The organism is Pseudoalteromonas sp. T1lg48 (genome assembly GCF_002964785.1).
Lineage (GTDB): Bacteria > Pseudomonadota > Gammaproteobacteria > Enterobacterales > Alteromonadaceae > Pseudoalteromonas.
Genome location: NZ_PQCC01000004.1, coordinates 464783 through 485764, shown reverse-complemented (window position 1 = coordinate 485764; position 20982 = coordinate 464783). Strand labels below are relative to the sequence as shown.

The window sequence follows — 20982 nt, the reverse complement described above, 5'->3', positions numbered from 1 at the left end:
TCCTCTCATGTTACTCGCTATCGCTTTGCTGTTGTTCACTTTTTATTGGTAATGTTCCGGTCAAAGTGAGGTAGCCAGTCAAATACACCCATGCAGAAAACGACATAATGAGAATAACACCTATAATTAAGCGTTCGAGGTTAACCCCACAATTAACCATGGAAATATATTGTTTGCTTATGACTGAGTACAACCCGTAAACCCCGAAAGCGAGTAGAGCCCCGGTTAAAATCCGAAAAAATACACTTAATTGAATCTGCTCATTATTTGTTTCCATTTTCCATCATCCCTAAGAAAAATATATAGAGCTCGCGTCACTAGCAAATTGTAACCTTGGTTTTGATCCCAAGTGACGCTTACTGGCACAACAAGCAGACTTAAATTTGGTCCAAGCAGGCTTATTAAAAGCCTAATTTGCTTTGCAGATTACACTTCACCGATGGCCATTCTTTAGCAATGATTGAATAAACCGCCGTATCGCGCAAAGACCCATCTTTCATGATCTGATGACTGCGTAATATACCATCTTGCTTGGCCCCCAGACGTTCTATGGCTTTGCGAGAGGTGGTATTGTCAACATGGGTTCTAAACTCCACCGCTATGGCATCGTATGACTCGAATACTTCTCTAAGAAGAAGGAGTTTGCATTCGGTGTTAACAGACTTCTCCTTACTGCGTCCGAATACCAGGTGTAACCTATCATGGCACGCCGGTTAGAATTATCGACGTTATAGAATCGTGTGGTACCGACAATGTTATTCGTAGACTTGGTGCGTACAGCGTAAGCAATATTACCTTTGCTACTTGCTTCTATCGCATCCTGGACGTATTGAGGCATTTGATTGGGGCAGGGAACATTTGCATACCCTAGCTTCCAGTGCTCACCATCTTTAACCGCTTCAATTAACGCCGGCACATGTTCTAACCTGAGAGGTTCTAAGGTAACGAAGTCACCCTCAATTAATTTTTCTTCAATCCACATAATTTCCATATCCCTTTTGCTATCAAGCGCTTTTTCGGGCCGCGCATGGTTTTCGCGACCCCGCCAAACTTATTTTATGTGACGTTACCTAATTGATGTGACCACATTTTTATCGTCAATCATTTTGAATGCTATTTTGGCTGACATACCTACATCAAGTTGGTCTAGGTGCATTCTAATCAGAGGGTTAGGTAAACCGTATCCTTTATAGAAAGCTGAATTTAAAACCAGGTATTCTTCGTTTTGGCGATCAACAAACTTAAATAGCCATGGTTGCTCCTGTATGAAGCTCACATTGGTTACCCTTACTAGCATTGAACTCCCGTTAAACCAATGCCCTGATTAACCCTAGAAATGAACCGATAGATGCTGACCTTTAGAAAGCTGTTTCCATTGCTGGTTTAGGCTAAGAAGTTCTTTTACCACATTTTCAAATTGCAGTTGAGTGATGCTTGGGGTGGGTATATTGCGACTAACACAGGCTTGCTCAGTCATGTACATAAAGCCATTATAATCGGGCTCACTTCCAGTCCATAGCAGTGACTGTAATGATTCAACCATAGATTCTGTTTGCCAGACGTCAATTTTATCTGCAACTTCTTTAGAAAGCTCATTATGTTCTAATTGAAAGCTGATGCTTGCGCCTGCTTTCAATTGCCCATAAAAAGCACCTTTTACGGCAAAATGCTTTTCTACTACAAAATGGATCATATCGTGAGGCGCAACGCCTTGCTCAGGCATTTTAGTTTCTGTAGATGAGCCATCTTTTCGAATACACTTTAAGTGACCGTATTTTTTATCACCTTTGGTAAATACTATATCCATAATGCCATACTTTTATTTAGGATATACGCCATGCGAAGCTGCAGTAATAGCTGGCTAAAACTGGCGTAAGCGACAACGAGTTAACAGTTATGTATCCGACTATTCAACCGCTTTGTTAGCTGTACTGTACCCCTTAACTACATATAAAACAAAGATATTTTCTTGCATTTCAATAGTGAAATAGCTACCTGCTGATTGATAATTTCAGAATTTTTCATCTACTTTAAGCCTGGCTCTTCGTATCGTTAAGGAAAAATGGTCAATAGAGCGTCTAAAGAATCTTGCCCGCAATAAAGGCACGTCGGAAATGACGAGAAATGCATTAATAGCAAGGAGTATCAGATGTGCTGATCTGGTTTTTACGAGGTGTTTTTATGCGTTATTCTCTTTGGCTGTAGATTGCCTGAAGCCATCAAGTGGCATGGTGATAGCAAAGCATACGCCTCCTTCACTCTGAGACTTATATTCCAGCGTTCCGCAAAAATATTGACTAATAATTTCATGTGCTAGACACAAGCCCAGTTCCGTAACCGTTGCATCGCGGTTACCGACAACAAGGGTATCGAACAGGTTGCCTTTTATAGCATCAGGAATACCGCAGCCGTTGTCGCAAACCCTTATGGTTAGCTCTTGATTAGTTAAACTGGCTTGAATATGTAATTTATATTGGGTGGATGGATGCTCAAAGGCATGATTGAAAGAATTTTCTATCAATATAGCCAGAGGCAGGTGCAGTAAAAATCGAGGTGCTTCAATTTGAATGTGTTCATCGACTTCGATGTCTAACTCTACATCCATCCCTTTGTTATCCGCGTCTTCAACACAGTCGCGTATTTCATCTGCAAGCACGAGCATTTGTGCTTTTTCGTCAAATCCATACTGAGTAATCACTTTTAGCTTGGTCATTATATTGCTGATGCGACTGGCGCTGTTACCGACTAAATTCGCACAATTTTCTATGCTTTCAATTGATTCAAGTAAGGATTTTTTGGCTAATTTATTCTCGTTAACACAGGCTTTGACCTCTTCAAGGGCAAGAAGCTGACTACTTGATGCGGTCACGGCAATGCCAACCGGCGTGTTTATCTCATGCGCTAGCCCTGGAATAAGGCGCATCAAGGTTGCCGACTTCTCGGCGTTAACCAACCTGGCTTGTACCCGCTCAAGATCGGATACTGCGGCACAGAGCGCGTTATTTTTTGATACGAGCTCGTTGGTTTGGCTTTTTACTTCAGAATTCAAAAAAGAAATAATGTTTTTGCGTATGCGTGAACGGGCGTTGTAGAAGAAAATGAGGACGCAAAGTAGGGATAAAAAGCAAATCACTGCAGCGAAATAATAGACGTTGAGCTTCATCGTAGAGTAAGCGATAAACTCGCCCAACTTTTGTTCTCGAATAGATAAAAATTCGTTGATGTGGCTCATTATGCGTACCTTACTTTGCAGGTAGGCTTCGCTATATAAGATTGCTAACGCTTCTTGATTTTTACCTTGGCGCACTAAATCAAAGGCTTGGTTTTCTAAGAGCACCAAAGATTCACTTTGGTCATAGGCACGCGTCAGGGCTGTTAACTCTTGCTCGGACGCGCCATTTTCTTTGAGTAGGTCGAGCAGTGATTTAGGTTCGCCACTGGGGAAGGGGGGTGACCCATCGGCCACCATAAGCATGTCCCAGTAAACTCTATTGAGGTGTTTAGGCCTGGGGCTCTCGCCGGAGCGAATACTCAGGATTTGTTCAAAAAACTCTTTAAACTTGGGATTCGATGTAGCGGCATAGGCTCTTGCCATCATGGTGAGTTGATCTGAACTCAAGCGCAGTTCTTGAGAGAGTCGTACTAGGTTAAAGTTTTGCTCCAAGCCTTTTTGTTGCTCACTCTTACTGACAAAGGCTAGAACCACAAACACTAATGCGGCTATAAATAAGGTTAAACACAGTCCGATAATATATTCGAAGTATTTGAAGCTAAGAAACTTTTGATATTGCTTTTCATTCATTGGCCAATTCAGCTCGTAACTAATATAAAGCTCAACCCTTGGTTCTTAGTATAGGTGAAGTTTTTTTGGCCCTGCGTGTTCTTCTTATTGGGGTGTGAGATTTATGCAGGCGAACTGCTATTTTCCAGCTAATTATTCAGACCTTGATAGCGGCCAGAAAGCAAACCAAAGTAGGTCTATAAACTCCCTGATTTATATCTAAAAGGTAGTGAGTTAGTGGTGAAAATGCAGCACCAAAAAAGTGCTGCATATGTGTTCGGTTTTATATTTAAAGCCCAAAAGGGTTATCGATACTGTGCGCCGGCTCGGTAAACCATATCGGACCTTTTTCCGTGGTATAGAAGTGATCTTCCAAACGCACGCCAAATTCGCCCGGGATCACCAGCATGGGCTCATTGGAGAAACACATGCCCGGCGCAAGCAGCTGCGGGTTGTTTTTAACCAAATACGGCCATTCGTGAATATCCATGCCAATGCCGTGGCCTGTGCGGTGCGGGCAGCCCGGTAGTTGATAATCCGGTCCCAGCGTTTGCTCTGCTAGATAACTGCGCGCGGCAAAATCTACATCACCACAGGTGTTACCCACTTGTGCCGCTGCAAAGGCTTTTAATTGAGCGTTTTTCTCAAATTCCCAGAACATACGCTGGCGCTCGGTGGCTTCACCAAACACATAGGTGCGGGTGATATCGCTTAAATAGCCTTTGAGCTGACAACCGGTATCGATCAGCACCATGTCACCTTTTTTCAGGGTTTGCGGGTCTTTCACGCCATGGGGGAAGCTGGTGGCCTGGCCGAATAGCACGATGCAGAAATAGTTACCGGCCACGGCGCCTACTTTCTTGTGCGCCGCATTGATAAAGGCTTCTACTTCGCGGGTGGTGATCCCTTCATGAAGAATCGAGGCCGCTGCCTTGTGTACTTCCAAGGTCATGTCCATGGCACGCTGGATCAGCGCCAGCTCATTGCTTGATTTGTGCATGCGACAATGGGCTGTTACCTGACCGCCGTTAACCAAGGTGTAATTAGGGGCCGCTTTTTTAATGCCATCGGCAATAAAGAATTGCGCGCTTTCATCAATGGCCAGTGTAGCAGTGTTGCCATAACCTAGTTGTGTCATCACCTCGCGAACCAGTTCATAGGGGTTTTCTTCTTCCTGCCAGGCATGAATTGGCGCATCAATCACCTGGTAATCGCGCAATGAGCCAATTTCAAAAAACGGTGCCACAAAGGCGATGTCACCTTGTGCGGGCAGAAGTGCACCGACTAAGCGCTCACTGGCATACCATTTTAAGCCGGTGAAATAGGTCATATTGGTGCCAGCATTAAGGTAGACGGCATCGATTTGATGCGCCTGCATATAGGCTTGCGCCTTGGCAATACGCGCACGGTATTCCGCCTCTTCAATGGGCGTGATATCCGTGGTCATGTCGCTCAGTTGCGCCAGTGCTTGTTCTTGTGTTTGATAGCCAATGCCTTTCATTGCGCCTAGCTCCTTACTTATTGAAACCGCGAGATGCAAAATGCATCGAGATTTATCGCAGTGGGTTGTTCGTTAATACTTGCTGCAATCAGCTCGCTCGTTATTGCTGCTTGGGTTAGCCCTAAGTGCTGGTGGCCCAGGGCAAAATAAACATTTGGGTGTTTGGGCGCCGGGCCTATCACTGGCAATGAATCCGGTAGTGATGGTCGTGCCCCTTGCCAACAATCCTGTTGTTTGTATTCTTCGTTAATGCAGGGTACCAGCTCTTTGCCATGCTTGAGCAGGTTCTTGGCGCGGCGATAATCCGCTGGCGTATGTAAGCCAGCAAACTCCACGGTTCCTGCCAAACGCAGCCCCTGCTGCATAGGCGTTACGATAAACTGACGTTCAGCACAGGCAATGGGGCGCGTCACATTGTGGTGCGTTTGCAATTGATAGTGATAGCCGCGTTCTGCTTCTATGGGAAGCCTGTAACCAAGCCGTTGGCACAATACTTTACTGTATGCACCGGTGCATACAACCACTTTGCGATAAGCACGTGTCTGGCCTGCGGTAACTAACTGGCAAAAAGGCCCTTTATCCTGTATTGCTTCGACGTGCAAGGCCAAATACTTCGCGCCCGCTTGAATTAATGTATCAAAAAGATGATCGCTCAGGGCTTGTGGGGAGGCGGTATGGCCAACCTCGGTGAAATAAAGTGCATAAGTGATATTGGCGTTTAGCTCAGGCTCCAGGGCCTGCACTTGCGCTTTATTGAGCACTTCAACGGCAATGCCGTGCGCTGCGTATTTATCGGCAAGTGCCTGAACCCTGCTCAGTGGCGTGCGCTCAAAGGTCAGCAATGAGCCATTGCATTGAATATGAGTATCAAAATCATCGGCCAGTAGACATTGCCAAGCGCGAAGCGCCTGTCCATTGAGCGCTTTAAGGGCCTGGGTATGGCGCGTAAATGGGCGCTGTCGCATGTTCATACAAAACCGCCAAAGCCAGGGCAGTAGTTTAAAAAAGTAAGCAGGGCGAATGCGCAGCGCACTGGTTGGCGTGAACAGCATTTTAGGTAACTTAGGCAGTAAGCTTTTGCAGGCAAGGGGAAATACTTGCTCGGTAGCAAAATGCCCGGCATTACCAAGCGAGCATTGACTGCCCGGTCGCTCTGGGTCGTATAAATGGACCTTGTGCCCTTGGCGCTGTAATTGCAACGCACAACTTAAGCCGACAACTCCCGCGCCGATCACCGCTATGGGTAAATCGTCTATGTTTACGTCGCTAGAATGATTTTGCATCTAACCCTTCCTGATCCTACACCGCTATTTTCTTAGGTTTCTTTGTTTACTCTTTGCAATGTGTTGCATTTTTCTTGTGTGCTTAAACGGGTGTTGCAAGCACTTTGTCAATCTAATTTAATTTTGCATGTTGAATATTGTATACAATATATCTATCATGGCAAGCACAACGACAACATGAGGAATAACCATGAAGGTAAATTGGCAGGGTGTATACCCAGCAGTCACGACCCAATTCAATAGCGATGACAGCATTAATTTTGAAACCACGGCAGCGATGATCGACACCCTGATTAAAGAGGGAGTGCACGGCATTATTGTGCTCGGCACCGTGGGCGAGAATTGCTCATTACGCAGTGATGAAAAGCGCCAGGTATTAGCCATGGCCAAAGAGGTGGTGGCAGGTCGCGTACCATTGCTAAGCGGTGTGGCTGAAACCACTACGCAATTTGCTATCGAGTTTGCCCAGGATGCCGAAAAGCTGGGTATCGATGGTTTAATGGTGCTACCGGGTATGGTGTATCGCAGCAGTGAGCGTGAGGCCATCGACCATTACCAAAAAATAGCCCGCGCTACCGCATTACCCATCATGATTTACAACAACCCGGTCACCTACGGCGTTGATGTGTCTATTGAAGGTATGCGTGTGCTGGCCGCGGAAGCCAATATCGTGTCGGTAAAAGAAGCCACCGAAGACACCCGTCGTATCACCGAGCTATTTAGTGCCTTTGGCGATCGTTATGTGGTGTTCGGCGGCGTTGATGATATCGCCCTTGAGTCTATGATGCTGGGCGCAACCGGTTGGATTTCTGGCTTAACGAATGTGTTCCCTCGCGAGTCTGTGGCCATTTATAAACTGGCGCAACAGGGGCGTTATGAAGAAGCGCGTGAGTTGTGGCGCTGGTTCTTACCACTGTTACGTTTGGATACCATCCCTACCTTGGTGCAGTGCATCAAGTATGCTGAGCAGTTGGCTGGTCGCGGCAGTGAGCGCACCCGTGCTCCGCGTTTATCCCTGACCGCCGATGAAAAAGCGTACGTTGAGCGCCTTTACAACGAAGCGCTTGAGAATCGCATCGACCTTAGCAAGTACAACCTGGACTAGCCTATGAACCGCGGAACCTTCTTTTGTATCGACGGCCATACCTGCGGGAATCCGGTGCGCTTGGTCACAAGCGCCCATCCTTCTTTAGAAGGGCAAAGTATGAGCCAAAAACGTCAGCACTTTTTGCGTGATTATGACTGGATCCGCAAGGCGTTAATGTTTGAGCCGCGCGGCCACGACATGATGTCGGGCTCATTTCTCTATCCGCCGACAACAGCAGACGGTGACGCGGCCATTTTATTTATCGAAACATCGGGCTGCTTGCCCATGTGTGGTCACGGCACTATCGGTACCGTGACCTTTGCCATCGAAAACGGCCTGCTAAACCCAAGAACACCAGGAGTGGTCAAGCTGGATACTCCGGCAGGAAGAGTCGAAGCTCACTACCGCATGCAAGGTAAAAAGGTGAAGGCGGTGAAAATTTTCAACGTGCCCGCCTACCTTGCCTATGAGCAAGTGCATGTTGAGGTGCCTGAGCTCGGTTCCTTGTGCGTTGATATCAGCTTCGGCGGAAACTTCTACATCATAGTCGAGCCACAGGCGAACTTCCCCGGTATCGAGTATTGCACGGCGGCGCAGTTATTACGCTGGAGCCCTTTACTGCGTGATGCCATCAACGCGCAGCTTGAGTGTGTGCATCCGGATGATGCAACCATGCGCGGTGCCTCTCATGTGCTCTGGACCGGGTTACCTAAAAATGGCAATTCGGATGCCGCTAACGCTGTGTTTTATGGCGACAAAGCCATTGATCGCTCGCCCTGTGGCACAGGCACCAGTGCCCGTATGGCGCAGCTCTTTGCCAAGGGCCAATTAGCGCAGGGGCAGTCGTTTGTGCACGAAAGTTACATTGGCAGCCAGTTTATCGGTTGCATCGAGTCGGTGACCGAAGTGGCGGGCAAAACCGCCATAGTGCCCAGTATTGAAGGCTGGGCTAGGGTAACCGGTCACAACGCCATCGTGGTTGATGATGACGATCCCTATGCTTTCGGGTTTCAAGTTTTATAAGGAGACAGTAATGCCACATACACTGAAGGGTTATAGTTACATTGCCGGGCAATGGCAGCAAGGCAGCAGTGAGCGCTTTTTTAGCTTTAGCCCTGTAAACAATGAGCCACTAAACCAGGCCTATTACGATATCACTCTGGATCTAGTCGATACCGCATGCGAGGCGGCACAGCAGGCGTTCGTTATTTATCGACAAACCAGCATGCAGGTGCGCAGCGCGTTTTTACACGCCATCGCCGATGAAATTGAAGCCTTGGGCGAACAATTACTCGATGTAACCCATCAAGAAACCAACCTGCCCATAGCGCGCTTGCAGGGCGAACGTGGTCGCACCATTAATCAATTGCGTGCGTTTGCCGATGCCTTGGCGGATAACTTAGCGCCTTTGCATGTCACCCGCGAAGATCTGGCCGATCCAGAACGACAGCCGTTGCCAAAGCCGCATACCAGACTTAAATATTTGCCGGTTGGCCCAGTTGCGGTATTTGGTGCCTCTAACTTCCCTTATGCCTTCTCTACGCTTGGCGGCGACACCGCTGCGGCACTGGCGGCAGGGTGCCCCGTGGTGATGAAAAGTCACCGCGCTCACCCAGGCACCAGTGAACTGATGACCCGTGCAATCGATAAGGCCATCCAGCGCTGTGATATGCCTGCGGGGGTGTTCTCTATGCTGCAAGGCGTAAACTATGACATCTCCCATCGCCTGGTAGCCGCACCGCAAATAAAAGCAGTGGGCTTTACCGGCTCCATGGGGGTTGCCAAAGCCTTGATGGCCACTATTCAAAGCCGGGCTGAAACAATCCCCTTTTATGGGGAACTGGGCTCCATCAACCCTCAAGTTATCTTGCCAGAGGCATTGCAAAGTAAGCCTGAACTTGCAGGGCAATTGTGCGCATCCATGTTGATGGGCAACGGTCAATTTTGTACCAGCCCGGGGTTGTGGTTGGTGCCGGCCGATGGCTGTGATGCCTTTATGGATAAGGTGATAGAAAGTATTAACTCTGCCCCTTCCGATACCTTGCTAACACCGGGGATTGTGCGCTCATTTGAACACGCGATTGAAAGTCTCACCGACTGTAAGGCAACTAGGCTGGTGGCACAGGGGGAAAGACAGCGAGATTTCCACGCCAACGCCCATGTGTTTAGCTGTGATGCCAAGGCATTTTTGCAAACGTCCTTGCTCCATGAAGAGGTGTTTGGTCCTTGCGCCCTGATTGTGCACTACCAGGACTTGATGCAATTGATGGAGGTGATCAATGCCTTAGAGGGACAGCTTACGGCTTCTGTACATGGTGCCAATGAGCAAAACGATGAGCATCAGGCTTTGCTGGAGGCATTGAGCTACAAGGTAGGGCGCCTGATCATGGAGCAAATGCCAACGGGTGTTGAAGTCTGTCCGTCGATGAACCATGGAGGGCCGTTCCCATCGTCTACCGATGTACGTTCAACCTCGGTAGGCCTGGAGGCCATGCGCCGCTTTATGCGTCCCCTGTGCGTACAAAAATAATTTCCTGATAGGAAATAAACGTTAAGCAAAACGCCCCCAAGCGCTGCCTCATCCCGTGCGTGGTAGCGCTTTTTCACCGCCACAAAAGTATACAATGTACTCGAAATAGCTTGGTGGCATCGGTATACTGTATAAAAGATGCAACTTATTGAAAGTACTATGGCAATCGAACATAAAACCCGCACCCAGCTGGTCGCCGAGGCGATCCGAGAAAAAATTCTGACGGGTGAATTTAAATCAGGCTCACCACTGCGTCAGGCGGCCTTGGCCCAAGAGCTTAATGTTAGCCGTATTCCGGTGCGTGAAGCCTTGTTGCAACTTGAAGCCGAAGGCCTGGTTAATTTTGAAGCCCACAAAGGGGCCACGGTGACCGAGGTCAGTGCATCACAGGTTGACGAAATCTTTGATTTGCGTGCGTTGTTGGAAGCAGAGTTGCTGCGTCACTCCCTAGAAAAACTCTCCGCACAAGACTTGCAAGATGCCGAAGCCCTTTTAGAAGAGCTTGAAACGGCCATGGCCGCCGGTGATACTCAGGCTGCGACGGGTCATCTTAACAGCGCCTTTCATGGCAAGCTGTATAGTCGCGCCGAGCGTCCACAAACCCGTGAACTGGTGGAGCAATTCAGTAAAAACTCCGAACGTTACGTGCGTATGCATATTCTCCTTGCCGGAGGCCTTAACACCGCCCCAGAAGAGCACCGCGAATTGCTGAAACTCTGCCGGGCGAAAAAAGTGGATGCGGCCTGTGATTACCTTATTCGCCATATTACCGCGGCCAAAGAAGACATCAAAAAGCTGCTTATTAAGATGGAAGAGCAGAGCGTTTAAAGAACAAAGCAGGCTGAATTGCCTGCTTTTTTAATGCTTCAAACTAGCCCTCCATGAGGGGCGACAGCTCTTTAAGCGTCTGCTGATCACCGTTTTCTTTGAGTACCGGCCAAATCTTCTGGAGGACTTTTTTAGCGCCCTCATCATCACCCGCACGCAGCAGCTCTCGTGCATATGAACCTGTCATCAAGGCTAGCATGGTTAATGTTATTGGATTATCACCATACTCAAGCATTTGACTAACGGCGCTTGACAGCGATTTACTTGCGCTTGGATCATTATTTCGGCTGGCTATAAGCCCTTCTATCCAATCTAAAAATGGTAAGTAAATAGGAGGCAACAAATGCAGCTCTATGTTCGACATAAGCTCTTGGGCATTATTGACGTCACCGTAGCGGGCTTCCATCAAGATGAGATCTAACAAAATGGTTTGATTGTTATCGGACTTAGCGTAGGCATCGCGCATCATACCTAACAAAGATTCAAAATCACCACTGATATAGTATATGACAGCAGCTCTACTTTCATACATGCCGGGAGACATGGCCTCAAACTCTTGTTGCCAAGGCGCAAGCAAGTCAAATGCCCCTTCGATATCACCTTTTTTCGCCATGATAGATGCGTGTCTAACGTCCAGGTCAAAAGCCATTTCAGGTGCTTTTAGTTTTGGCTTTAGCTTCTTGATCAAGCTGAGTGCGTGCTCATATTCACCAAAAGCATCTGCTTCTTGTAGCTTGTTATATTGAGATAGGGTTATTAAGTTTTTCAAGCTAATTACAGGGGCAATTAAGGCGACAATGCCGCCCAGCACAAAGAAAAATGCACTCCTGTCATAAACACCCCATGCACAACCAAGGAGACCAAAACTGATAAATAGCCAGTTTTGCTTGAGTGCTTGGGCAAATAACGCGCCAGAACTCATGCCAGTCATTGATTTTAATTCGATGTTGGCGATACGTTCGAGTTCTTGCTCGTTTAACCCGTCGAGATCGTCTCGGTGAGCACAATTGATGGCATCGTAATGAAGTAAGATATCTGTGAAACCATTTTCCTCGAGCTTCTGCATTGCCTCAGAATTTGTGTTGGCGTCGACATAACCACTGCGTTCGTTTCCCTGTGCATCCGTTGCCGTAAACAATACTTTTTTTTCGGTTGTATCCATGTTCGTTTATGTCCCTGTGATCCTGTTGAGTAATTGAAATTATTTAATTATTTAGATTCAAATCTTCAATTTATTAATTATTGATATCAGGTTCATATGAAAGATACAACGAGCGGAACACGGATTAAATTACCTAAAAACAAAAAAAGCGCTCACTAGGAGCGCTTGAAGTAACGATTATAAAGGAATAAAAACGAACTCGTTTAGCCTTGACCGCCTTTCATGTTGCCTTGCGGAGCTTGGCAGCCATTGGCCTTGATATAGTCGACCGCATCCTTGGCCTGAACCAGACCCCAGCCATAAGCATAGTCATAGCCCGACTCACCTAAGTCCTGCGCCGATGCTCTAAGCGCTAAGCGTATGCCTTGGGCAGAACACTCCGGGAAGTTACTCCACACCAGGGCCGCAACGCCCGAGACATGCGGTGTCGCCATAGAGGTACCTGACATAAAGTCATGATCCGGGAAGTTGGCCGTTGAAATCGTGGTTTCCTTGCCAAGATTATCCATTAACTTCATACCTTCTTGGTAGGTGACCGCTCCGGCAATCATGTCAGTTGGATAGATCATGGGGATCAATTTACCAGGCATGTTATTGCGCACGATAACGCCTACACCACCATCGGCTTCACACTGTTCCACTTTTTGGTAGAAAGGAATTTGGCCACGTTCTATTAAGCAAATTTTGCCTGTGACATCGCCACAACTTTCGGTACCCAGGCCACAGTCCACAAGCTCACCGGTGACGCTACCTTTGGCCGAGTTTTCCATGGCGTAGTGAAGCAGGTTTAGGCCGTCTTGAACCACGTTAAACTTATCAAAGCGAGCGCCTCGTCCTTGAGGAACGGTCGAAAAGATATCCACGCCAGGGGCGCTTAACTCAACCTGACTCGTACGTTGGGAGAAAGGGGCACGATCTTTAATGCTATCGACGGCAGCTACTGAAACCACGCTGTCGTATGAGGCAGGATAGCTGTGGCTTGGCTGGCCCGAGTTACCCGCGGCGGCAATCATCAACACATTGTTGCGAGCGGTCTTGGCGATGGCACGTTCCTCAAGAGGGCTCGAGAAGGTGCCGCCTAAACTCATAGAAATGATATTGGCGCCCGCTTGATCACATTCATTGATGGCATGAGCCAGATCCGAGGCATAAGCCCAACGGCCATTACCACCAAAGACACGCACAATATGCATCTCGAGGGAGTGATCCGAGACCAAGCCCACGGTGCCGATGTCGTTGTTCACGGCCGCTATGGTGCCGGCAACATGGGTGCCGTGACCAAATGGGTCTTCATACCATACGCCAGCGCCTCCGTCTTCGGCACCTGTTACAGCCGCGCTAGGCAGATCTGGGTGGCTTAATCCATAACCGCTGTCAATTACGCACACCTTCTGGCCGCCTTGGTAGCTTACTTGATCACCTTGCACCATGGGCAGGCCATAAGGAATAAATTGGGTGCTGCCTTCAGACATAAGTTTTCGCGGCATATCCGGGTAAAATGCCTGAATGCCCTTCAATGCAGAAACATTGCTCAGCTGACTTTTATCCAGGGTGATCGCCAGGCTATCTAACTCTGAGAGTTCGCGATTGATTTGAATGCCTTGCGCAACAAGCTGTGACTTAACACTATCAAAGTCGCTGGCATTGACTTCTAATACCATGCGCAGTGGCTCGGCGGCTGTTGCGGGTAGGCTAAGTAGGGTGGCGATACTCGCTGCAAGTAGGGTTTTATTTTTTAGTACTTTCATTTTTTGCTCCTTGCGCTTAGGCGTCGTCATCGCTAGATGGACAATCGTGTACTTGAACGTTACCGCTCATGGTTCCGGCGTTGTGATAACCCTGATATGGGCCAGACTCAAGCAACATCACATTTAAGATGCCGTTGGCGCCAAAGCCGGAGTTGATCCCCTCGCCGATATCCATCATGCAGGCAAAGCCTGTACCTTCACCGGGCGCCGCTGGGTTAGTGGAGTCATAATTGAACTCAACCTGGAACATGCCTTCGGTACAGATATCCTGTTTACAATGACGTGTTTCGTCTTCTAAACCATCCGGAGCAACGGGATCTTCACTGCATAACCCGGCACCAGTAACGTTGGCTTTAAAGGCGATGCCGCCGAATTGTTGCCAATCGATTGCGGTTTTATCCTGGTAATTGACGCGGCCTTTAATGTCGCCATCACAGCGTGCTGCATGGGCAGTAAAGACCGCCTTGCCATCACCGCCTTGCGAGTGCAAGGTGCCGCCAGCCGTCACACGGCCATCGAGCTTGGCGCAACCGCTTAACGTGGTCATTGCTCCAAGTATGAGTAATCCGAGATATGTTGTTTTCATTGGACCTTCCCCAAAAAATTTAGGTTTTCACTTTAAAAATTTGTTGCCGCTGATGCTCAAATGGCAATTGTTGCAAAATGAGCAGCTATTAGGTGCTTTGCCGATAAGCAGCCCCTAGATTAGTAAAGGATGGGCCCTTTGATTGCAATGCCTGTCATGGCGAAAAGTACAAGAGATGGCGTGAAGAAAAATTAGGCGAAATTAAAAACCCAGTGTTAACGGCGTGTTAAAAGGTGTTTTTAATAAATGTCACAACTGATGTTAATTTGTGCCATTTTGTACCAGTGCTTGACATTTAATACTTTCTTGGTGCTTTTAGATTATAAGCTCTATAGGACTTGGTTTTTTTAGAATACAAACTCTACTAGTTCTTTATTATCAGTCACTTAATGGTTTTATCTTGTCGCCTGCATTTACTCATGGCGAGAGCTTGTGCGTCGACTAAGGAAATGGCATTATGGATATTGTATACAATTAAGTGGTGGGCACCGCAATAGATTGCAGGCGTTATGTAGAGCCAAGGGGAAAATCGCTGCCTTGGTCTGCAGTAGTGAACTCTAAAAGAGGCGCTGAGGCTTTGTTAAGGGGGAGGCTTTTTTGGGTCTTGATAGTGCCATTGATAGCAAAGGATCCCATGATTGCTGTTAGCACCTTAGTACACGCATGCATTGGCCGTAATGGCCGGTTTACCTTATTTTTAGGGTCTTCTTACAAGGGTTTATTTTTTGATGAGTCAGGTCTTTTTAGCGCGTTTAGCGCGATTACAAAATCTTCTTACCTCGTTGGGTGACGAACTGTTAGTAGTGCAAGGGTTTGAGAATATCTCTTACCTTACCGGCTTCTCTGGCCACGCGGCAACCCTCTTGGTGATGCCGCAAAAAGCGATGATGATCACCGATTATCGTTATTACCAACGCGCCCTGAGTGAAACCCAGGATATCGAGGTGGTGCAGCGGGATCGCGACAATGAAAGTCTGGGGGCCTGTATTGCACGACTCGGTGGCGCAAACCTGCGCATTGGCTTTGAAGCGGCGCACTTTAGCGTGGCGCAGTGGCAAGGCATAGCAAGTGAATTGAACGCCGCCGCGCTTACACCAAGAACCGATATGGTCGAGTCCTTACGCCGGGTCAAAGACGAGTATGAAATTGACTGTATACGTCAGGCGGCCGCTATCGCCGACAGTGCCTTGGCACAGACGCTCACGCAAATTAAAACCGGTATTACAGAGCGCGAATTGGCCATTGAGCTGGATTATCAAATGCAGTTGCGTGGCTCCACCGGCACCTCGTTCGACACCATTTTACTCTTTGCTGAGCGCAGCGCCTTGCCCCATGGAAACCCGGGGAATAAGCAACTGCTTGAGGGCGATTTTATTTTGATAGATTTTGGTGCCGTGGTGAATGGCTATCGTTCGGACATGACCCGCAGTTATGTGTGGGGGCAGCCCAGTGCCGAGCAACAGGCGATTTTCGATACGGTGCAAAACGCCCAGCGTGCGGCGCTGGATGCGGTGCGCCCTGGAGTAAGCGCCCATGAGCTCAATGCAAAAGCCCACGAGGTGCTCCAGGCAAGCCCGTTCGGCCAATATGCTGGGGAAGGGTTAGGGCATGGTCTTGGCTTATTTTTGCATGAAATTCCATTTTTAAAGCCCGGCGAGCAGTACCGTTTGCAAGCCGGTAATGTGATCACCATAGAGCCGGGCATTTATATCCCACACCTTGGTGGCGTGCGTTTGGAAGAAGACATAGTGGTCACGGCTGAGGGTTATGATTGCCTGACCCAGGCGCCACAACAATTCATTTTAGGAGGCTGATATGCACATCATTACCGCCGAGCAGGTGCAACAGGTGATGGCCTACACGCCACTGCTACAGGCCTTACAAAAGGGCTTTGCCGGTGATGCGGGCACGCCCAGGCGCACTGTCTATGCGCTAGATAATAAGCCGAATAACCACGATGCCTTTGCCGTGTTACCGGCCTGGAATGACGAGGTAATTGGCGTCAAGGCGTTTACTTATTTTCCCGAGAACGAGCGCCAAGGTCGCTCGTCTTTGTACTCAAAAATTATGCTGTTTTCCAGGGAATTTGGCGAGCCGCTGGCTTTGGTGGATGGCACAGAAATCACCCTTTGGCGTACCTCTGCGGTATCGGCCCTGGCCGCCGATTATTTAGCGAGGAAAGACGCGAAACACCTGGTTTTATTTGGCGCGGGAAAACTGGCACCCTTTATGGCACGGGCCCATATGGCGGTTCGCAACTACACAAAAGTAAGCATAGTGGCGCGCAATGAACAAAAAGCACAGGCAGTGATAGCGCAGCTTGAGGGGGAATACACCCACTGCCAGTTTAGCTATCAACAAGTGAGTGAGGAGCTGATCGCCAGCGCCGACACCATTTGCTGCGCCACCGGCAGTCATGCCCCCTTGTTTGACGGCCAGTGGCTAACGGCCGGCACCCATGTGGACTTAATTGGTAACCACCATCGCGATGCCAGGGAATGCGATACCCATACGGTGGTAAGTGCCAAGGTATTTGTTGATAGTCGAGAAAATGTATTAAACGAAGCCGGAGAGCTGCTTCTTCCAATCAATGAAGGTGTGTTTAGCGAAACGGATGTAATGGCCGAGCTCAGCGAGCTCGCCCGTGATAATGCCTATGCCCGTGAAAATGACACCGACATTACCCTGTTTAAATCGGTCGGTACGGCCTTGAGCGACCTGGTGGCGGCTAAATATGCCTATGATCAAATCACTTCTGTGGCGTAAGCCCAAAGCGCGCAGCTGTAAGGTGGTGGATATCACCGCGGTGCGCGACAACCGCGTCCTTCCCCTGGAGCTGGTAGGTCAGCAGCAGATGCTGCTGACCTACCGTTATGGCAATGAATTGCGCTCGCAACTGATGCCCCTGGAATCAGCGCAGGCGGTGCCGCGTTATATTTTGGCGGATGAGCAGGGTGTGATAGCCACATTATCACAACGGCGATTGTTTTATGTGATGTGGGCTCTGGTAGGGGCTGTCATTGTTTTGGCTGCGGTGGTCACTTTACGCCAATAAACCTCCGGTATTTAAGTCCTTAGCCAAGGTGTTGGGTTTGGGCTAATTAGCTTATTTATGCCTTTTTCGTTGATTTATTGGGTACAATTATTTAAATTGAACCATACAAAGGATTAACAATTAGCGGCATTATGATTAAAAAAACAAAAACAGCGCTTTTTGCGCCAGGGATCTTGAGTTTGGCGTTAGTGGGGTGTGGCGGCGGTGGCTCGAGTGAGCCGGAACCTCAACCCGTTGAACAGTCTTATACGGTGACCATTAATATCAATGGCAATGGCTCGGTCACCACGGATGACACCAGCTATTCTAACGAACAGGTGGCCGTATTTACCGTGACCCCGGATGAGGGCTATTTGCTGGAAAGCTTCACCGGGTGTGGTGTTGAACTAAGCCTAGACCAACAAAACGCCACGACCAGCTTTGAAACCTATTCGCAGGCCATGACCTCAAATTGTGAAGTCACCGTGACATTTGCTGCGCGCCTTGAGTTAACTGCAATAATTGCCGATGACAACCTACTGGCTTGTGCGCAAGGTACTGGCGGCGACAATGTTGAAGGTAATCACTATGCCGATGAGGTCTATAATCTTTATTGTGGGTATCAAGCGGTGAGCTCAACACAAGGGGTTGAGCATCTTGTGAATTTGGAAACTCTGAACCTAACGTATACAGGTATCAGTAGTTTGGATATCTTGGCAAATACCAGATTAAACTATCTAGCTGTTGCTCAGAACAAACTCACCGAGTTGGACACGTCCAGTAACCCATATTTATCGCGTATAGAAGCCGATTATAATGAGTTAGCCCACATCGATACCAGCAATAACCCCCTGCTAGAAAACCTCAGTGTGTATGGTAATAAGTTGTCGGCAATTGATGTCAGCCAAAATACCCAGTTAAGCCGGTTAAGTGTTGGCGCAAATGCCATTGCAGAGGTTGACCTATCGCAAAATGATTCTCTGACCTTTCTCAACGTGGAAGCTTTGCAGCTCTCTGACCTTATCCTTGCCCACAATCCCAATCTTGAAACGCTTTATGCCGGAGGCAATCAGCTGGGCAACATTGATCTGTCAAACAATCCGCTGCTTGAAACCGTCGCTTTGAGTGGCAATGTGCAGTTAACACAGGTCGATGTGTCCGTATTACCCCAGCTAACCGATCTTTTTATCGTTATGAATGAGGCTCGCCCAGGTGTGATGTCGGTGTTGGACTTAAGTCAGAACGCAAACTTAGAGCGCCTGTGGTTGGGTTATCAATCTTTTACCCAGATAGACCTGGCTGCAAACCAGAAGCTCACCGATCTTAATATCGAGAACAATAAATTGACCAGTATCGATGTCACCAATAACTCAGCGCTTACCTCGTTGACCCTCAACGATAACCAACTGACCAGTATTGATCTGGCCAATAACCCAGAGCTTGATACCCTGTATCTGAACAATAACTCATTGACATCCTTGGACTTAACGGCAAATACCAAGCTTGCGTATGTGTATTACGATGCCGATGTTCAATGCGTGGGTACAGCCTGTAACTAAGCGTTTGTCTTAGCTTCTAGGTAAAAAGTCATGCCAACAAGGCGGGGTGCATTTACCCCGCCTTTTGCATGCGTCGGTCAAAAATAGCCCCATCGTTTTGCTGGTACACAGTGAATAGCTGGCGCAGGGCGCCTTGGGTCATCTTTATTGGTACCAGGGTAAAATAGACAGAAGCAATCACTACCATCACAGGGTCGGCAAACACCGCGTACTCTGTCAGTCCTGCATAGCTCAGCAGGGAAGCGATAATAAACCCGGCCATCACCGCGGCGCTTATCACCGAGTCCATCAGCCATTGTTTCGACTCCGCCTCAATCAGCGCCGACTTAGTCTGGCGGCCACGCTTAGCCAAGAGCCAATAGGTGCCCACGCAGCCAACAAGGTTGATCACCCCGAATACCAATGCCAGTCCGGTATTTACCTCGCGCCCCCCAGCAAAAATCGCCAAAACTGCCGAGATAAAAGAGGCGCCGCACATCAAGGTAATGGCAAAGCCTTTAAAGGCGATGACCGCTGGCTCAATCAAGTTGCTATGGGATGTATTCCGGTGTTTTCGAGGTGAGCGGATATACCAGGCCGCTGTCAAAGACAGGGTTGTCAGTAACAGGCTCACGAGTGAATAGGCGCCGTCAAAAAGGATCACCAGCGAGCCCATCCAGACTCCAAGGCCGATACCCATCAGGGCAAACACTAAGGCCGATGCGGTAGAGAAGGTTAATAATTTTCGCTCTAAAGAAATACTGCAGTGCATAGACACCTCGGTTGTGGCAATTATTCGTCAGCAAACACGGCTGTTTTTGTTGCTTGGTGCCATTCTAAGGGGGATTTTGCTATATCAATAATCGCTGAGCGACGATATTATCGTCGCTGGAGGCGCCTGCTATTTCTAGGCTGCTGTGTTATGGCCGTTAAATACTTAGATATCAACGGATCTGTTTAGGTGTAAATGATGAAGATCAGCCAGTTGGAAATGTTTCTTGCCATTAGCGAGTCGGGATCGATTGCCGAAGCCGCACGGCGGCTGGGCAAAAGCCGCACCACATTGAGCTCTTCACTGAGTGCATTGGAGGATGAGCTGGGTGTTGAACTCTTAGAGCGCAGCGGTAATCAGGTGACCCTGACCAACATAGGGCGGGTGATCAAGAACGACTGCGAGCGTATGGTGATGATAGCCAATGACATTACCGGGCGTTGCCGGCAGCATTTGCAGGGCGTTGAGTCCGTGCTGCGTATCGCCCGAGACGATGCGCTGCCCGAGTCTTATTGGCGCCAGCTTATTCATGAGATGAGCGTGCAGTTTCCAGGCACCAGTGTGTCCGTGTATATGGCGCCGCCGCCGGAGCTTAACGACATGGTGGAGCAGAATATGGTTGATATCGCCTACTGCCTATTGCCTCACAGCAACCGTTTACCGAGCACTCATCACGTCAAGCTGGGTGAAATTCGCATGATGACGGTGGCCAAAAGTGACCATCCACTGTGTAAGCTCTCACAGGTTGTCAGTTCCGATCTGGCCCGTTACACCGAATTTGCCCTGGCGACCATAGACGATGAGGGGTTGCACGCCGTCGCGCCGGCCTCTAGCAATTACATTGCGCTGCCGTTTTATGAGCATCTGCGCAATGCGGTGCTCGATGGCACCGGCTTTTCCAACGTCCCCTCGGTACTTATTAACCCCTACCTGCGCGATGGCAGCGTCAAGGTGCTTAATTATGATCAGGCCATGAAACGTCAGGCCTATGGCATGATCCAAAATCGCTATAGCCAGCTTGGTGGCCTCACTCAATGGTTAGCCGAGCAACTTGAGGACTATTTGGCGGAGGATTAAGCTTGCCAACAGCTTGCTAACAGAGGGCTAAGAGCTCGCGTATAACAGGCTAATT

18 protein-coding genes and 1 pseudogene are annotated in these 20982 nt (G+C 48.5%); 9 read left to right on the top strand and 10 right to left on the bottom strand.

What is annotated here, in order from left to right:
- Nucleotides 1-10: 10 nt before the first annotated feature.
- From C2M29_RS07690 to C2M29_RS07660, 6 genes and pseudogenes are all read right to left on the bottom strand, one after another.
- A complete protein-coding gene (locus C2M29_RS07690) occupies nt 11-277 on the bottom strand; it encodes a hypothetical protein (protein WP_105189192.1) in 267 nt (88 codons plus the stop codon).
- A 124-nt stretch (nt 278-401) separates the two neighbouring features.
- A pseudogene (locus C2M29_RS07685) lies at nt 402-982 on the bottom strand (GNAT family N-acetyltransferase).
- Nucleotides 983-1330: 348 nt separating this feature from the next.
- Nucleotides 1331-1807: a cytoplasmic protein gene (locus tag C2M29_RS07675; RefSeq protein WP_105189190.1), complete on the bottom strand. Its 477-nt coding sequence runs from the start codon at nt 1805-1807 to the stop codon at nt 1331-1333.
- 372 nt (nt 1808-2179) lie between these two features.
- Nucleotides 2180-3802: a sensor histidine kinase gene (locus tag C2M29_RS07670; protein WP_105189189.1), complete on the bottom strand. Its 1623-nt coding sequence runs from the start codon at nt 3800-3802 to the stop codon at nt 2180-2182.
- A gap of 268 nt (nt 3803-4070) precedes the next feature.
- The gene (locus C2M29_RS07665; RefSeq protein WP_105189188.1) at nt 4071-5282 is read right to left on the bottom strand and encodes a M24 family metallopeptidase; all 1212 of its coding nucleotides are present in this window, start codon (nt 5280-5282) and stop codon (nt 4071-4073) included.
- Between the two features lie 17 nt (nt 5283-5299).
- Entirely contained in the window at nt 5300-6565 is a 1266-nt protein-coding gene (locus tag C2M29_RS07660; protein ID WP_105189187.1) for an NAD(P)/FAD-dependent oxidoreductase, read from the bottom strand.
- 190 nt (nt 6566-6755) lie between these two features.
- Here C2M29_RS07660 and C2M29_RS07655 point away from each other — a divergent pair, with 190 nt between their 5' ends.
- The 4 genes from C2M29_RS07655 (at nt 6756) to C2M29_RS07640 (ending at nt 11010) form a co-directional block, all read left to right on the top strand.
- A complete protein-coding gene (locus C2M29_RS07655) occupies nt 6756-7670 on the top strand; it encodes a dihydrodipicolinate synthase family protein (protein ID WP_105189186.1) in 915 nt (304 codons plus the stop codon).
- Between the two features lie 3 nt (nt 7671-7673).
- Nucleotides 7674-8675 carry a 4-hydroxyproline epimerase gene (locus C2M29_RS07650; protein WP_105189185.1) on the top strand — a complete coding sequence of 334 codons (1002 nt, stop codon included), beginning with the start codon at nt 7674-7676 and terminating at the stop codon, nt 8673-8675.
- A 10-nt stretch (nt 8676-8685) separates the two neighbouring features.
- Entirely contained in the window at nt 8686-10182 is a 1497-nt protein-coding gene (locus C2M29_RS07645) for an aldehyde dehydrogenase (NADP(+)) (protein ID WP_233998378.1), read from the top strand.
- Between the two features lie 159 nt (nt 10183-10341).
- Complete coding sequence (locus C2M29_RS07640; protein WP_105189339.1) at nt 10342-11010, top strand: GntR family transcriptional regulator; 669 nt, start codon at nt 10342-10344, stop codon at nt 11008-11010.
- A gap of 43 nt (nt 11011-11053) precedes the next feature.
- Here C2M29_RS07640 and C2M29_RS07635 read toward each other — a convergent pair whose 3' ends face one another.
- From C2M29_RS07635 to C2M29_RS07625, 3 genes are all read right to left on the bottom strand, one after another.
- Nucleotides 11054-12172 carry a hypothetical protein gene (locus C2M29_RS07635; protein ID WP_105189183.1) on the bottom strand — a complete coding sequence of 373 codons (1119 nt, stop codon included), beginning with the start codon at nt 12170-12172 and terminating at the stop codon, nt 11054-11056.
- A gap of 203 nt (nt 12173-12375) precedes the next feature.
- Nucleotides 12376-13920 carry a S8 family serine peptidase gene (locus tag C2M29_RS07630; RefSeq protein ID WP_158684674.1) on the bottom strand — a complete coding sequence of 515 codons (1545 nt, stop codon included), beginning with the start codon at nt 13918-13920 and terminating at the stop codon, nt 12376-12378.
- 16 nt (nt 13921-13936) lie between these two features.
- The gene (locus tag C2M29_RS07625) at nt 13937-14506 is read right to left on the bottom strand and encodes a hypothetical protein (RefSeq protein WP_158678884.1); all 570 of its coding nucleotides are present in this window, start codon (nt 14504-14506) and stop codon (nt 13937-13939) included.
- A 728-nt stretch (nt 14507-15234) separates the two neighbouring features.
- Between C2M29_RS07625 and C2M29_RS07620 the strand changes: the two genes are divergently transcribed.
- The 4 genes from C2M29_RS07620 (at nt 15235) to C2M29_RS07605 (ending at nt 19099) form a co-directional block, all read left to right on the top strand.
- Nucleotides 15235-16320, top strand: a complete 1086-nt coding sequence (locus tag C2M29_RS07620) for a M24 family metallopeptidase (protein WP_105189180.1) — start codon at nt 15235-15237, stop codon at nt 16318-16320.
- 1 nt (nt 16321) lies between these two features.
- Complete coding sequence (locus tag C2M29_RS07615; protein ID WP_105189179.1) at nt 16322-17272, top strand: ornithine cyclodeaminase family protein; 951 nt, start codon at nt 16322-16324, stop codon at nt 17270-17272.
- Nucleotides 17247-17561, top strand: coding sequence for a hypothetical protein (locus C2M29_RS07610; RefSeq protein ID WP_158684673.1), 315 nt, complete (start codon nt 17247-17249; stop codon nt 17559-17561). The genes C2M29_RS07615 and C2M29_RS07610 overlap by 26 nt, the downstream gene beginning before the upstream one ends.
- Nucleotides 17562-17692: 131 nt before the next feature.
- Complete coding sequence (locus C2M29_RS07605; RefSeq protein ID WP_105189177.1) at nt 17693-19099, top strand: InlB B-repeat-containing protein; 1407 nt, start codon at nt 17693-17695, stop codon at nt 19097-19099.
- Nucleotides 19100-19151: 52 nt separating this feature from the next.
- On the opposite strand, the gene C2M29_RS07600 is transcribed toward C2M29_RS07605, so the two are convergent.
- The gene (locus tag C2M29_RS07600) at nt 19152-19850 is read right to left on the bottom strand and encodes a cation transporter (protein ID WP_105189176.1); all 699 of its coding nucleotides are present in this window, start codon (nt 19848-19850) and stop codon (nt 19152-19154) included.
- A 195-nt stretch (nt 19851-20045) separates the two neighbouring features.
- Between C2M29_RS07600 and C2M29_RS07595 the strand changes: the two genes are divergently transcribed.
- Nucleotides 20046-20927, top strand: coding sequence for a LysR family transcriptional regulator (locus tag C2M29_RS07595; RefSeq protein WP_199774869.1), 882 nt, complete (start codon nt 20046-20048; stop codon nt 20925-20927).
- Nucleotides 20928-20982: the final 55 nt, after the last annotated feature.

Coding starts and splice junctions, on each gene's coding strand:
- C2M29_RS07690 (WP_105189192.1), bottom strand. CDS start 277: ATGGAAACAAATAATGAGCAGATTCAATTAAGTGTATTTTTTCGGATT.
- C2M29_RS07675 (WP_105189190.1), bottom strand. CDS start 1,807: ATGGATATAGTATTTACCAAAGGTGATAAAAAATACGGTCACTTAAAG.
- C2M29_RS07670 (WP_105189189.1), bottom strand. CDS start 3,802: ATGAATGAAAAGCAATATCAAAAGTTTCTTAGCTTCAAATACTTCGAA.
- C2M29_RS07665 (WP_105189188.1), bottom strand. CDS start 5,282: ATGAAAGGCATTGGCTATCAAACACAAGAACAAGCACTGGCGCAACTG.
- C2M29_RS07660 (WP_105189187.1), bottom strand. CDS start 6,565: ATGCAAAATCATTCTAGCGACGTAAACATAGACGATTTACCCATAGCG.
- C2M29_RS07655 (WP_105189186.1), top strand. CDS start 6,756: ATGAAGGTAAATTGGCAGGGTGTATACCCAGCAGTCACGACCCAATTC.
- C2M29_RS07650 (WP_105189185.1), top strand. CDS start 7,674: ATGAACCGCGGAACCTTCTTTTGTATCGACGGCCATACCTGCGGGAAT.
- C2M29_RS07645 (WP_233998378.1), top strand. CDS start 8,686: ATGCCACATACACTGAAGGGTTATAGTTACATTGCCGGGCAATGGCAG.
- C2M29_RS07640 (WP_105189339.1), top strand. CDS start 10,342: ATGGCAATCGAACATAAAACCCGCACCCAGCTGGTCGCCGAGGCGATC.
- C2M29_RS07635 (WP_105189183.1), bottom strand. CDS start 12,172: ATGGATACAACCGAAAAAAAAGTATTGTTTACGGCAACGGATGCACAG.
- C2M29_RS07630 (WP_158684674.1), bottom strand. CDS start 13,920: ATGAAAGTACTAAAAAATAAAACCCTACTTGCAGCGAGTATCGCCACC.
- C2M29_RS07625 (WP_158678884.1), bottom strand. CDS start 14,506: ATGAAAACAACATATCTCGGATTACTCATACTTGGAGCAATGACCACG.
- C2M29_RS07620 (WP_105189180.1), top strand. CDS start 15,235: ATGAGTCAGGTCTTTTTAGCGCGTTTAGCGCGATTACAAAATCTTCTT.
- C2M29_RS07615 (WP_105189179.1), top strand. CDS start 16,322: ATGCACATCATTACCGCCGAGCAGGTGCAACAGGTGATGGCCTACACG.
- C2M29_RS07610 (WP_158684673.1), top strand. CDS start 17,247: ATGATCAAATCACTTCTGTGGCGTAAGCCCAAAGCGCGCAGCTGTAAG.
- C2M29_RS07605 (WP_105189177.1), top strand. CDS start 17,693: ATGATTAAAAAAACAAAAACAGCGCTTTTTGCGCCAGGGATCTTGAGT.
- C2M29_RS07600 (WP_105189176.1), bottom strand. CDS start 19,850: ATGCACTGCAGTATTTCTTTAGAGCGAAAATTATTAACCTTCTCTACC.
- C2M29_RS07595 (WP_199774869.1), top strand. CDS start 20,046: ATGATGAAGATCAGCCAGTTGGAAATGTTTCTTGCCATTAGCGAGTCG.